Origin of the sequence: Spiroplasma endosymbiont of Polydrusus pterygomalis (genome assembly GCF_964030825.1) — a bacterium.
Classification (GTDB): Bacteria; Bacillota_I; Bacilli_A; order Mycoplasmatales; family VBWQ01; genus Spiroplasma_E.
Genome location: NZ_OZ034964.1, coordinates 1,149,539 through 1,165,004, shown reverse-complemented (window position 1 = coordinate 1,165,004; position 15,466 = coordinate 1,149,539). Strand labels below are relative to the sequence as shown.

Genomic DNA, 15,466 nt, shown 5'->3' with positions numbered 1-15,466 from the left:
AAGTGAGTTATTTTATGCTAAATGCAAAACAATTTTCAACAATTATTAAAATGCAAAATCAATTAGATAAAAAAATAATTATTAATCATAATCTTAGTGATAATGGAACGTTAACTGCTAGATTCTTAGCACTTTTAGTTGAATTAGGAGAATTTGCAAATGAGCAAAGATGTTTTAAATATTGAAGTACAAAACCAAGTAGTGAAAAATCAATAATGCTTGAAGAATATATTGACAGTCTTCACTTTATTCTTAGTATCGGTACTAGTCTTAAGATTAATTTTGAGAATTTTAATTTTTTAGAAAAAACCAATTATCAAGATCTTAATCTAGCATTTATTGATTTATTTAGTTTGGTTACAACTTTTTTTAGAACAAAATCAAGTAATGATTTTTTTGAATTATTAAATATTTATTTTACTATTGGTAAAAAATGTAAATTTAATAGTGAAGACATTATTACTTGCTATATTTATAAAAATGAAGTAAATCATTTACGACAATCACAAAATTATTAAAAGAAAACAAATAAAACTATTATTTAGGGGAATACAATGACTAATGTTAAGATTTTTCATTATAACGATAAAAAATGAGAGTATGTTATTACATATAAACAACAGAAACATATGTATTTAAAAGTACGTAATGATCAAATCATTATTAGTGCTCCATTTTTTGTGCAAGAAAAATTAATTGAAGATTTTATTTTAAAAAGTTTACCCAAAATTTTAAAAAAGAAAACTATTTTAAAACCTAATATTGTTCTTAATAATGATGATAGTTATCTTTATTTTTTAAGTAAAAAATATCAATTAATCACTAAATATCATGCCAAAAAAACTATTATTTATTTTGAATTTAATAATTTAGTAGTATGTACCAAAATTCAAGATCATAAACAAATATTAGTTAAAATTCAAAATTTTTTAAAACAAGAAGCAAAGGAAATTTTTATAAATCGTTTGCAATATTGATCAGAAATTATGAATATTGAATTCTCAGTGCTTAAGATTCGTTCAATGTTAAGCAAATGGGGAGTTTGTCAACCACATAAAAAAGTTATTACCCTTAATTATAAATTAATTCATTTTGACTATCAAATAATTGATTATGTTATAATTCATGAATTAGCGCATATAGTTCATAGTCATCATCAAAAATTATTTTGAAATTTTGTTGGTCAATATTGTCCAAATTTTCAAGAATGTCAAAAAATATTAAAACAAGGAGTTATTGATGAAACAAATAACCTCGCTTAAAAACCCAATAATTCAACAATTAGTATTATTACATGAAAGCAAGCATCGCAATCTCAAAAAAATGTTTTTAATTGAAGGAGAACATTTAATAAGTATTGCTTTATTTAAAAAAAGATTACTAACAATATATATTGATGAAAAATATTTAGATAAATATGATAACTTATTAAAAAAGTGTTATAATATTGAAATTATTATTGTTAATAGCATGATTATTAAAAAAATTTCCCAACAAAAAACACCACAACCAATAATTGGTGTTTGCAATATTATCAAACCGGTAACCTATTTTAATGTTGCTAATATTATTCTACTTGATACAATTCAAGATCCAGGTAATTTAGGAAATATTTTACGTAGTGTAAGTGCTTTTAATATTTCTGAAGTTTATTTGTCAAATGAAAGCGTTGATTTATATAATCACAAAGTAGTTAATGCCAGTCAAGGAGCTATTTTTGATACTAATGTTTATTATGAAAATTTTGATCAATTTTTATTAAAAGTAAAAAAAGAAAACTATATGATTTATGGTACATTTTTGCATGAAACTAATAGTACTAATTTATCTGATATTGTTTTTAAGAAAAAAAATGCTTTTTTATTTGGCAATGAAGGACAAGGAATTAATAAAAAGTATAAAGATAAAATTGATACTAATATTTTGATTGCAACTTCTACTACTGTTGAATCATTAAATTTAGCAACAAGTGTGGCAATAGTAGGATATTGCTTATTTACTAGTAATATATTAAAATAAATTATACTTATTTTGAATTATAAATTTAATTACATGTATTAATAAATTGATGGAGGAACATAATGTTAGAGGTTAACGATTTAAAAAAAAGATTAGAGATTATTAAACAACAAGCATTTAGTAATATCGATAAAGTTACTGAATTACATCATTTACAAATTTTAAAATCACAATATTTGGGTAAAAACTCAGATATTAATGGCATATTAAGTTCATTAGATAAGTTTCCTCATAATTTTAGAATTGAAATTGGTCAAGCAGTTAATAAAGTAAAAAAAGAAATTAGTGAGTATATTATAAATAAATCTAATGAACTTGAAAAAAAAAATATTAATGAACAACTTAAATCTTCAAAAATTGATTTAACATTGCCAGGTATTGATTTTACCATTGGTCATGTTAATCCCTTATTAAAAACTGTTACTGAAATATCTGATATATTTAAAAATTTAGGTTATCAAATTGTTAGTGGTAATGAGGTAGAAAATGAAGAATATAATTTTAACCGTTTAAATTTACCAATTGATCATCCAGCCAGAGATATGCAAGATACTTTTTATCTTGAAAATGGTAGCGATAAAGTTAATTGTTGATTATTAAGAACACATGCCACAAATATGACGGCACGAATTCTTAGTGAACAAAATAAAGACTCAAAAGTAACAACCGCTATTATTAGTTTAGGAAATGTTTATCGTAAAGATGATGATGATGCTACTCATTCACATCAATTTATGCAAGTTGATGGTTTTTTAGTTAGTCCTAACATTACTTTTGCAAATTTAAAGTGAACATTAAATTATTTTTGTCAGCAATTTTTTGGCTTAGAAACTAAAACAAGATTGCGTCCCAGCTATTTTCCATTTACCGAACCTTCAGTTGAAGTAGATGTAAGTTGTCCAAAATGTAACACCGAAGGTTGCTCATTATGTAAATATACTGGTTGAATTGAAGTTTTAGGTGCTGGTATGATTCATCCCAATGTCTTTATGGCAGCAGGTTTGGATGAAGCAGCAGCAGGTTTTGCTTTTGGCGTTGGTATTGAACGAATTACTATGATTAAATATGGGATTGATGATATCAGATTATTCTATAATAATGATTTGCGTTTCTTAAACCAGTTTTAAAGTTATAAAGGAGTTATATAAAAAATGATAGTTTCACGTAAAATCATGTCACAATGGTTGAATATTAGTAATATTAAAGATCATGAGATTGTTAATGCTTTAAATAGTTTAGGTTTTGAAGTTGATCAAGTAAAAAATTTAATGTTTACTAATACAAACTTAGTTGTTGGCCAAATCACTAAAATTACTAAGCATCCTAAATCAAGTAAATTAAATATTTGTGAAGTAACAATTGGTACTGAAATGTTAAAGATCGTTTGTGGGGCTGCTAATATTACTATTGGTATTAAAGTTGTTGTCGCAAGGATAGGTAGTATTCTAGGTAATGGTCTTACTATTGTCGAAAGAACAATTCAGGATGTAATTTCAGCAGGAATGCTTTGTTCATTAACTGAATTAGGATTAAATGGTAATGTTCAAAATAAAGAAGAATTAAGTGGTATTATTCATTTACCAAATGAGGCAATCGTTGGTAATGGTAATCCATTACAATATTTAAATTTAGATGACACAATTTTTTTTATTGATTTAACAGTAAATCGTAGTGATTGTTTAGGTAGTTATAGTATTGCTCGAGAATTAAGTGGTTATTTTAAAATTGCTTTAAAAAATATGGAAGTTAGTAGTATCACCAATTTAGATAGTAAAAATCAAGTTACTGTTGTTAATGATAAAATTGAAGCATTAGCAACATTAAAGCTTTCATTTAATGAGAAATGTCCAATTACACCAATGTGAATTAGAAGAATATTACAACTGGCTAATATTTCACCTAAAACTTTAGTAGAGGATATTATTAATTTAGTTATGTTAGAATTGGGCCAACCCTTAATTGCTTTTAGTGCTGATGTTTTACAAAAACCATCTTTAAATATTTCGCCGAAATCATATCCAGAAGGAAATTTAAAAATTAAAGAGGGTGATTTGCTATTACATGATAAATACTTAGCTTTTAGTGTGTTAGGTGTTAGTCATAATGTTGAATATGAAGTTAGAGCAAATTCACAACAAATTTTTATTTTTTCAATTAATCCTGATGTTACTTTAATGAGTAAACAAGTAAAGCGACATGCCGCTGTTACTAATATATTAATTGAACGTTTAACGCGACCAGTTGTTCCTGATTATTATTTAATTGCTTTACAACGCTATTTATTTATTTTAGGACAATTACAAGTTAATTATCGGATTATTGGTTTTAGTAATGATGTACCTTATCAAACTAAAACAAAAATAGTTAATTTTAATTTTAATCTTATTAATAAAATTTTAGGAACGAATTTTGCAATTAATGAAGTAATTAATTATTTAACTATTATTGGTTGTCAAATTGAAGTTGATTTAAAAAATCAAGGAATGTTAAAAGTAAAAGTTCCTAATCATCGTAGTGATTTAAATAATGTTAATGATTTTAGTGAAGAAGTTGCTAGAATATTTGGTTATGATAAATTGCCAGTTATTAAACCACAATTTAATATAGTTCCAAAGTTACCAACAGTAATGGAAACTTTAATGATAAATTGAAGACAACATTTAGCAAGCTATGGTTTTAATCAAGTAAAAACGTATAGTTTAACAAATACTCAAAAACTAGATGAATTTAATTTTTTTAATTATCAAACACCAGTAAAATTAGAATCACCATTAACATTAACAAGAGAAGTTATGCGTTTTAGTTTAACAGAAAGTTTATTAAAAATTTGTCAGTATAATTATGCTCGTAAAATAACACAATTAAAAATTTTTACTGATGAAACTATTTATACAAGTGATGAAAATGAAGATTGTCATCATTTAGCATTTATGATTATGGATAATTTTTGACCAAAAATAACTACTAATAAAATTACTAATAGTACTTATTATTTTGTTAAAGGTTTTATTGATGGTTTTTTAGCAAAAATTATTCCTCATTTATTTGATTCAATTGTTTACAAAGCTAATAATAATCCTCTAATGCACCCTTATTTAAGTGCAGATATTTTTCATGAGCAAGAACATATTGCAACAATTGGTGCACTTCATCCACAAACAGAAAAAGTGATGGCTGTTGAAAAAATATTTTTAGCAGAAATTAATTGTAGTAAATTACTTAAAATCATTGAAGGTTCGCAAAAAATAGTTTCTAAATTTAAATTTTGATCAAAATTTAATGCTTTAAGTCGTGATATATCAATTATTGTTAGTCATAATATTAAATTTTCTGATATAAAAGATACTATCATCAATGCTAATATTGTTTTTTTAGAACAAATATCTTTAATTGATTTTTATAGTGATGAAAAATTAAAGTCACAGCTTCAACATTCATTAACTTTTAATTTGAAATTTAATAGTCAAACAGAGCAATTAGATGAAACAAAAGTAAGTATCCAAATTAACAATATTCAAGAATTATTAAAGCGAAAATTTAAAGTAATTATTCGTTAAATATATAATAATAAGGTTAACATTATTATTGAATATAATTTTACTGTATTAAAATTTTAGATTTAGGTGAAATACGATGAAAGTTTTTAAAAAAAATAATTTAAATTTTTATAAAATGGCATTATTATTTATGATTCCAATTTGTGCGCAATCTTTAATTGAAACATTAATAAATTTGATGAATAACTTTGTTGTTGGTCAATTTGGAAATGATGATGCAATTGCGGGAGTAGCATCATCAAGTAATATTTATGATATGGTTTGATATATATTTTTTGCGATTGTTGTTACTGGTAATATTTTTACTGCTCAATATTTAGGTGTTAATAATAAGAAAAAAATTCAAGAAACTAGTAATATAAAATTATTTTATACTTTACTTTTTTCAATATTTTTTGTGGCAATCCTAGAATTATTTAGTAAACAAATTATGGGAGCAATTCTTGGTGCTGAAGATAATTCTCATCAAGCTGCGATTAGTGTTGCTGAAGAGTATAGTAAATTAATTGCTTGAAATTATCCATTATTGGGTTTTGCTTTTATTATCTCAATCACGATGAATACATGTGGTAATGTTAAAACACCATTAATAACTTCTATTTGTTCATTATTTCTAAATACTATTTTAGTTTGTGTTTTATCATTACCATATGCCAATGGACCAAATTTAGGCATTGAGGGGCTAGCAATAAGTTTAATTGTTTCACGAGCAGTAGAATGTTTGATCTTGCTAGGTTATTTAATTTATAAAAAACCAATTTATTGTCCTAATTGAAATATTTTTAATTTTACTAAAGATTTACATAAAAAATATATTATTACTTTTATTCCCTTATTTGCTAGTCAGGTTTTATTTGGATTTTCGGTTGTTATGTTAACAGCTTTATATTCTCATTTTGGTAATACTGATGTTGTTGCTGCTGTACAAATTGTTGGTACTGTTGTTGCTATTTTTTATTCTACTTTTAGAGGTTATAATGCTTTAGTCGGTTATGCTGTTGGTAGCAAGTTAGGATCAGGCGAATTAGAACTTGCCAAAGAAAATGCGAAGAAAATATTAAAATTGAGTTTTATTATTTCAACTATTATTGCTTTAATTATCGTAAGTTTTGCCTTTTGAGTACCAAAAGTATTATTTCCAAAATTATCTCCTGATGCTATGGAACTTGCAATTTGATATATGGCTTTTTCCGCAGTTACATATTTTTTTATTAATATGATGCAACCATTATTTAGTTTTCTTTATGCTGGTGGTTATACTTTGATTATTAGTATTGCTGATTTATTTTTAATTTGATTTGTTGATATTTTTATTACTTTTGCCTTATTACAGTGAACTGATTTAAGTATTAAAATGGTAATTATGATTTCTTGTTTAAGTAAAGCAGCTGATTTTATTTGTGCTTATATATTTTATAAAGTAATTCCCTGAAATAAAAATATTATTAATCCGAAAGTAGAAAATGTGCCACATCCAATCTTTGAGCCACATGGATAATAAAAATATGTTTTAGCATTATATTTTAGTAAATAAGTTTCTATTTATAGTTTTATTTTCATTATAAATAATATATGATTATAGTTACTAGTGTCATTTTAGAAAATAATAAAAGTAATGATTTTTGATAATTAAAGGAGAAAGTAAATGTTACAATTTTTAAAAAAAATTTATCGTAGATATTTCAAAAATAAAAATGTAGAATTGCAAAATTTTAAAGAAGAATTTAATACGTTAAGACCAGAAGTAAAAAATTAACAACGGAAATAAATAAGTTAATAATAGAAGCAAATAATTTAACAAAAAAAATAATTGAGTTAACAACAGAAGTAAATAAGTTAAGAGAAGATAATTTATTAGTTAGTAATAAAAGTAGTGATATATCATCAGTAAATAATCCTTACTATTTTGTAGAAAATAACCATATTTATGCAGAAGTAATGCAAGATAATTATGAAATAGAGTTATCACAAGCAATTAGTAGTGATGTTCTACCACAACTTCCTCCAAGAAATAAAATAAAAAACATTAAGTTTTAATGTTTTTTATTTTACTTGTAGTTTAAAAATGTTATATAATTATACTTTTATTTATAAAGTTAAAGGTTGAGTAAAGTTATTTTCAGATAAGATATAACCCCTCAGAGTTTTATTATCCAACCCCTTAAACATCTATACAATGTAAAAAGGAAAGGTAATATCAAATGGCAAAAACTTATAAAGTCTATAGATTCTTTAATATTTTTTTATAATATTGTTTTTATCATTACTTATAAGTGTTATCCTAACAATAGTATTTTATTATATAAAATCTGATAAAGATTACTGATATATGTTTTTTAGTTTATTAATTTTTTTGGTTTAAAAATATTGTAATTTTAGGATTAATTAAATCCCTATCATAATATAAAAATTCAAATTTAGTCAAATTGAAATATTTTTCTTTTAATGGTATAAAATTGTTGCTGGTATTATAATAGGTACATCTGTTATAATAAGATTAGTTTATGTTAAATTTTGAAAGAAAAGTAATACTTTATTTATAAGGAGTGATGAGTAATGGAAAGTGAACCAGATAGGCAGAAAACAAATAGTCAAATATGAGTTATAATATATGTCGACACATACGCGTTATTATTTATTTTAGTAACAACATTAATAAGTATGTTTAATTAATAAAAAAGATGTGGATGAATTGTTGGTAACGTTAGTGATTGAGGGATAATAGGTAATCCTAATGAAAGGAAAACACAAGAAAATAAGATAATTAATAGTTTGTATAAACAATTAATTAGGAATAATTGAAATTGCTGAGATAAAACTTATATTAACATAACTTATTTTAACAAAAAACGATTTAGAGATTAGAAATGAAATCAATTATTTGAGAAAAAATATGAACGATTGAGTGTTTGTTTTATCGTAACATTTTCAGTTCAATTACATCTATTCATTTTTAAAATCCTTTCTCAATAATTGTTTTGATTTTCTACGATGTCATTGTTAAACATTTCTTTATTTTCATTACAACAAATACATTTAATTGTCATAATCACATCTAAATAATATATTTTGAAAAAAATTACATTTCATTATTTATTTTCACAATGTGTAATTTATAGTATGTCATAGAGGGATGGTAAAGGATGTCAATAAAAATAAAAAATATAATACGACATATTAACATTAAATTCTGCTAAAATGCTATTAACATTTTTTGGAGGTTATTTATGAAAAATAACATTAAAAACCAATATGACAATTTAACCATATATTATGCAAACTAATTAGCGAGAAAATATTGTAAATTCTCATTAGAAGAACAAGTCATTAAAAAATATTCATATAAATAAATTTTGGAAGAGGATATTATGAACAAAAACTTAGGACAAATTTTTACTCCAAAATGAATAGTGAAATTAATATTAGATAATTCAAATTATTTTTCACATTCAATAATTGACAAATCTGTTTTAGAGCCTAGTTTTGGTGATGGAGCATTTTTGGTTGAAATAGTTGATAGATTTATTATTGAATGTGAAAATAAAAAAATAAATAAATTTAATATAGTTAAATTATTAGATAATTTAATTCATGGAATAGAAATTGATAAAAATTTTTATCAAAAAGCAATAACAAGATTAAATGATTTATTGATTAATAGAAATTATCCAACTTGTAAATGGAAAAATTTAATTAATGATAATGCACTTATTTTTGAATTTAATAAAAAATTTGATTTTATTTTTGCTAATCCTCCATATATTAGAGTTCATAATTTGTCTTTAGAATTTAGAAATTTTATTAAAAAAAAATATTTGCTTTCATCTTCTGGTATTATTGACAGTTATATTGTTTTTATTGAATTAGGATTTTTATATTTAAAGGAAAAAGGAGTATTAGGTTATATAACACCTAATACATTTTTTAAAAATGTTTCTGCATTAAAATTACGTACATTTTTGTTAGAAAATAAATATATAAAATTATTGATTAATTTTGGACATTTGCAAATTTTTAAAAATATTAATACTTATAATGCAATTTCAATATTTCAAAAAAATGAAAGTGATTATTTTTGATATAAAAAATATATTAGTAATAATAAATATGAGAATATAAAAATACCATTTAATTTTGTTAATAGTAATTCTTGAAATTTTTTTGAATCTGATGATATGTTAAAAATAAATAATATTTTAAAAAATCCAAATAAATTAACTAATATTAGCAATATTCAATATGGTTTAGCTACCTTAAGGGATAAAATTTATATATCATCAAATTTTAAAATTTTAAAAAATGGGAATTATTTATTTAATAACTTTGAAATTGAAAGTGAGCTTTTATTAGATATAATTAAAGGTGTTGATGTTATTTATAAAAAAATAAATAAAAAAATAATTTTTCCATATTTTTATAATAAAGATAATAATAAAGTTGAAATAATACCAGAAAAGGAATTGAAAGAAAAATATCCTTTATGTTATTCATATTTTCTTTTTCATAAAGAAGAATTACAAAAAAGAAATATTGATAAAAACAGTTTATGATATGCTTATGGTCGTAGTCAAGGGTTACAAAATATTTTAAAAGAAAAAATAGTACTAAATACTATGATTAATGGTAATATTAATTTAATGAAAGTGCAAAAAAATATTTTAGTTTATTCTGGAATATTTATTACAGTAGATAATAGAGAAAATATGAATAATATAGTATATATATTGTCAACAGAAAAATTTTATAAATATGTAGTAATGACTGGTAAAGATTTACAAAATAATTATAAAACTCTTACCACAAAACAAATTAAAGAATTTAGTTATTAAGTTGGAGAAAAGATGATAAAAGAACATTGAAATATTGATAATGAATTTTTAGATTTATTACGGGCAATTATAAACAAAATGGAAATAATTATTTTGAGAATATGTTAGGTGAAACTGTCAATATCAAAAGAGTTGGCATAAAATATGCTCAAATTATAATTATTAAAGAAAAAATTCCATATTTTAGTAGTGATAAAAATTTATTTACAAAGATTGAAAGCATTAGTGATAATGACTTAAAAATATATATAATATTGGATTTAGAAAAAAATGAATTTGCACATAAGCCAGATTTGATTTATATAAATTTAATTGAAACAGGTGATGAAAAGATTATTGAAAATAATTTAAAAATAAAAATAGATAGAAAAATATTTAATCAAAATATATTATTTTCTAGTATAAAGTGTAAATTTAGTGAAATAAAATTGTCAAATAATTTTAGTCTTAAAACTAAAGAATATTTAATTAAACATTCAAATTTAGAAAATTTTTTAATTGCCTTTTCAAATTATATTAAAGCAAATGAATATGGTAAATAAGTACTTATATTTAGGCTCATATTTGCTGTTTTTAGCGATGTTTTATTTTTGAATAGTTAAAAAAAGTATGGGGGTGAAGCAATATTAATGTGTCGGAACCAACCAGAGCCTTAGGTTGGTTGGCACGGGTATAACATTACCGGTTTGTTGGGGTGATGAGAGTTGTGAAGCAACGAGAGGCAAAGCCCCTATAAACTTGATTAAGATGTAACATTTTCAGCTATCCTTATCTAGGATGCTTAATTACATCTTAAAATAAATTATTACTAAATTAAACTTATAATTAATTCAATAAAAATATGTAGATAAAACCAAAAATAAAATATTCTTAAATTCATTTAAAACACCCTTAATTAAGGGTGTTTTAAATGAATATTATATAAAACCATATAAAATTTAAAACGTTTGTCTATAAACAAATTTGATAGTTTAAAGTTGATTTTAAATATAGAAACAATTAAAATTATATACCTGCAATATTACAAGCTCCAGAAGTAGTAGTTGCAACAGCACTACCAATAGTTCCAATTATAGGAATAACAGAAACAACAGCACTAGTAATAGTTACTATATTAGTACAATCTCAATTTGATATTTTTTCTAAGTTTGTAACTCTATTTTCTAATTCATTAATTGATTTTTTGATATCGTTAGTAAATTTATCAAAAGTATTAGTTAATTTCTTTATTTTTAACTTATTTATTATGATTTCTAAATTTTGTTTAGATATATGTGTTCATAATTCTAAATTAGTTTTTTGTTGATTTTTTCAAACTCTTTTTTGGAATTCTGTAAAATGTGGTAAGTTACTTTTGATATCATCATCTACTCTTTTTTTCAGTTATTTATTTTATTATTTCAATCGTTTATTAAATGAAATTCATTTTTCATAAAATCAAATGATGAAATTTTATTATCTAATATAAAAAGAGTTTCATTTTTATTAGTAGAATATATATAATTTTTTATAAGAATTCTTCATTCATTTTGTTCATAAAATAAAGTTCTTTGTGGTTCTGCTGAAAATATATTAATTAAATATCCATCTTGATAATTGATACCATTGGCTAAATTATATCTACTAATAACTTCCTTCATTGTATCTTTTCCATTTATAATAATTTTCTTAATATTTTTATCAAAATTATTATAAATAGTTATTTCATTATACTTTTGACCTAAACTACTACTACCATCAAAATACACATGGAAATAATTATTATTTTGTGAAAATATTATTTTTTTATTTGCTGTATCAATTCCAATACCACCTTTGTATTCATCTTTTAATCCTAAAAATTTAATAGTATTTTGAATTGAAAATGTAACATAAGATGAGTCAGCATAATCAGAATTACTTTTTGCAACTATTTTTGCTGAATTTTTACTTATATTACTAATGTAAATTTTACTTATGTCTAAATTAGAATTTTGACTTTTAATTTTTGTTAAAATTTCATCAATTTCATTATTTTTTATTTCATTCAAATCTCTGTTTCGCATTACATAACTTATTGTTTTCGTTTTTGCATTATCATTACATTCTGTACATTGTGGACTAACATTAATCAATTGTGCATTATTTATATATCCTTTAATATGAATACGCAAACCATTTCGATAATTTGCACATCTATTATTATTTGGATTTAATATAATATAAACTTCATTAATTCATTTTTCATTATTTTTTATTATATTAACTAAAGTATCCGCAACATAATCATAATTTGATAAGGAAAGAAAAAAATCTTTTATTTGTTGATAACTATAATAATTTTTCAATAATCATCATTTACGATAAGAAATATGTAAATAAGTGTGTCACAAAGGATCATCAATAACACTACCATAAGTAATACCATTTCAATTCCCACTATTTCATATTTGAAATATGGTACAACATTCTTTACCAACAAGTAAACCACCTCACTGACTTATACATTTTTTATGTCTATTTTTATTTTTTTCATGATGATGTTTATGTGGAATTTGTTGAAAATCTATTGCTTGATAATGTGGCTCATTGAAATTATTATTTAATGGTTGGATATTTGAGTAATTTTGATAATTAATAAAATTTGTTTGATTATTATTTGATAAATTTAATTGTTTACTCATTAAATCTAAATTTGTAGTATTGTTGTTAGCTCAATTTTTAATCTTTTGATTATTATCAATTGACATAGCATTAATACCTTGTGTTTTGTCATTAAAAAGTGGAATGCTTAGTACTCACAATTTAAATCAATAACTTGGATTAAAATATTTCATTTTAAATACCTCTTGTTTTAACATAAAAAACTCATTTACTTTTAATTAAGTAATGAGTTAAAAACCTTTTTTTATTTTTTTTAAATAACCTCTTTTTATCTGTTTAAATTTTACTCTTTTATTTTTCATAATAAATAAAATATTTTTATTTTGTTGCTTATTTTTAAATTTTCTATATATAATATAGAAAAATAACTATATAGTTATTTTTTTTGTGTTTTCTCACAAAATAATAGGACTAAATCCAACAGTGTTTTATTTTTCTTACGACAGTTTATTAAGTTTTAATCTTTAACAAATATATATTTCTTAATTATTAACTTTCTCCTACTTGGTCACTGCGTGTAGTAGATATTTAAAGCGTGTTAATAATAAAAAAGAACAATATTTCTATTGTTCAGTGTTATTTTATTTCTATCCATTAACTTTATACACTCATAAAGTTAAAAATTTTGAAAAAGATAATTAAATAGTGTATACTGTGTATAGTTAAAAGGTAAAAATATGATATGAAAGAGAGATATTAAAGTATGAAAAATAAAAAATGTTCTGTAAATATACGTAAATCCATCATGGGTTTGACATCAAGTGCAATTGTATTAGGAAGTTTTGGGTTATTATTATCACCAACGATAACTACTAACAAGACTAATTCTTTAATAGAAAATAGGTTGTTTTCATATGATGATGGACAAACATACGGTGATTTACGAAAAGATGAACAATTAATTGATTATGTTATTCAACAATTAAAATCTCATAAGTTAGAGGTAGTTTACGATAAAGATTTTACTTTAAATGTTTTGAATAAAAAAGATAATGAAAAAATTGTTAAAGGTAAAGTAACAATCCAAGTGTTAGCAAAACCAGAAAGTATTATTATAGATGGTGCTACTAATTTTGGTGTTGAATTATGACCACGAAGTGAGTTAACAGATATTTCATCATTTAAGATATCTCTAAATGATTTAAAATTCAGAAAAAAAGATAATCCAACAGGAAAAAATGTTAATGATAAACAGATTAAAATTAATAATATTATTGATGAGATTAATAATCAGTTTAAGATTAAAATTACTAGTGATGATTTGGTAATCACATTGTTTCTAAACAATGGTACAGATCACCCAGATATAGAAATTAAACCTAACGATAAAATAATATCTGCTTATTATCATTATCAGATTAAACCTCATAAATTTAGTAAAAAAATACGAGGTCAAGCAAAAAGTAATAGTTTTGTGGTTTTTTTAACAACATCAATTGATGATATTGACATACCTGATGTTCCTGATGGTTTACCACGTGGATAAAATAATTTTATTAATAGTTTAATTAAAATGGTAAGCTACAAAAAATGCATCTTGTTGCAATTGGTAAGATGCATTTTTATTAATAGTTTTAAAAATATATTAAAATTATATCAAAATAGTAACATCAAAAAAGAAGATGAAAATTAAAAAAATTATTAACAAATGATCTTGAAATGGATTTTTTAATTCTGTTAGAATTTCACCCTTTTTAATTTTATTCAGTACATTAATTAATATTTTTTCATTACTTTCAGCTAAACTATTTATAGTTAAATAACTAAGGAAGCACAATATCAGATAGTGGTGAAATTATGATTTTTAGTTTATGATTTCATAGGTCTTATTTACAAAGATATAATAGTTGTGCCTTAAATTTTATATTCATTCGTTAAAGAGTGAATTAAGTAGTATTAAAGAGTATGAACAGTTATAAGATTTAGCTTTTTCAGTAACTGATATTAGAGTAGTAGGATAATATTACAAACTAAAAATATTGTATACTGTGCTTGTTATTATAAAAATAAATATTTTAAGAAAATAAAAAAGATGTTAAAATAAATTCATAAACTAAATATAAGTTTTACCTTATTTGTTTTATAAAAAATAAATTAGTTTTTTTATTTTGAAGGAGAAATTTATGGATAAATTAATTATAAATAATAACCAATTAAAAATATTATTGAATTAGCAACTTATGAAACTTTATTAAAAAAATAAATTGAAGAAAATATTAATTATGAAAAAGAATTAATTTAAAATGTTAAATTTTTTAATATTTTAAAAGAAGATTTAAAAATACAAATGCAGAAAACTAAAAAGTTATCATCTTTAATTCCTGTTAGTCCATTAGAAAGAGATGATTGAGCAAAAGTCATTATTATACCTATAACAATTTTATTATTTCTTTCTCTTTGTATTTTTTTACTGTTCCA

At 22.5% G+C, this 15,466-nt stretch carries 10 protein-coding genes; 9 read left to right on the top strand and 1 reads right to left on the bottom strand.

From position 1 onward, the window contains the following. Positions 1 to 14: 14 nt before the first annotated feature. From ACQH25_RS05735 to ACQH25_RS05700, 8 genes are all read left to right on the top strand, one after another. Entirely contained in the window at positions 15 to 518 is a 504-nt protein-coding gene (locus ACQH25_RS05735) for a dUTP diphosphatase (RefSeq protein ID WP_425381062.1), read from the top strand. Between the two features lie 36 nt (positions 519 to 554). Beyond that, complete coding sequence (locus ACQH25_RS05730; protein ID WP_425381061.1) at positions 555 to 1,262, top strand: M48 family metallopeptidase; 708 nt, start codon at positions 555 to 557, stop codon at positions 1,260 to 1,262. After that, positions 1,240 to 2,019, top strand: coding sequence for a TrmH family RNA methyltransferase (locus tag ACQH25_RS05725; RefSeq protein WP_425381060.1), 780 nt, complete (start codon positions 1,240 to 1,242; stop codon positions 2,017 to 2,019). The genes ACQH25_RS05730 and ACQH25_RS05725 overlap by 23 nt, the downstream gene beginning before the upstream one ends. Positions 2,020 to 2,081: 62 nt before the next feature. Continuing rightward, positions 2,082 to 3,146 (top strand): phenylalanine--tRNA ligase subunit alpha, encoded by a 1,065-nt coding sequence (gene pheS, locus ACQH25_RS05720; RefSeq protein WP_425381059.1) that lies wholly within the window; start codon positions 2,082 to 2,084, stop codon positions 3,144 to 3,146. A 24-nt stretch (positions 3,147 to 3,170) separates the two neighbouring features. Beyond that, positions 3,171 to 5,576, top strand: a complete 2,406-nt coding sequence (gene pheT, locus ACQH25_RS05715) for a phenylalanine--tRNA ligase subunit beta (RefSeq protein WP_425381058.1) — start codon at positions 3,171 to 3,173, stop codon at positions 5,574 to 5,576. Between the two features lie 76 nt (positions 5,577 to 5,652). After that, positions 5,653 to 7,074: an MATE family efflux transporter gene (locus ACQH25_RS05710; protein ID WP_425381057.1), complete on the top strand. Its 1,422-nt coding sequence runs from the start codon at positions 5,653 to 5,655 to the stop codon at positions 7,072 to 7,074. Between the two features lie 1,870 nt (positions 7,075 to 8,944). Then, positions 8,945 to 10,405 (top strand): HsdM family class I SAM-dependent methyltransferase, encoded by a 1,461-nt coding sequence (locus tag ACQH25_RS05705; protein ID WP_425381056.1) that lies wholly within the window; start codon positions 8,945 to 8,947, stop codon positions 10,403 to 10,405. 101 nt (positions 10,406 to 10,506) lie between these two features. Then, positions 10,507 to 10,947, top strand: a complete 441-nt coding sequence (locus ACQH25_RS05700; protein ID WP_425381055.1) for a hypothetical protein — start codon at positions 10,507 to 10,509, stop codon at positions 10,945 to 10,947. 825 nt (positions 10,948 to 11,772) lie between these two features. Here ACQH25_RS05700 and ACQH25_RS05695 read toward each other — a convergent pair. Next, the gene (locus tag ACQH25_RS05695; protein WP_425381054.1) at positions 11,773 to 13,221 is read right to left on the bottom strand and encodes a putative mucin/carbohydrate-binding domain-containing protein; all 1,449 of its coding nucleotides are present in this window, start codon (positions 13,219 to 13,221) and stop codon (positions 11,773 to 11,775) included. Positions 13,222 to 13,751: 530 nt separating this feature from the next. Here ACQH25_RS05695 and ACQH25_RS05690 point away from each other — a divergent pair. Then, the gene (locus ACQH25_RS05690) at positions 13,752 to 14,534 is read left to right on the top strand and encodes a hypothetical protein (protein ID WP_425381053.1); all 783 of its coding nucleotides are present in this window, start codon (positions 13,752 to 13,754) and stop codon (positions 14,532 to 14,534) included. Positions 14,535 to 15,466 lie beyond the last annotated feature (932 nt).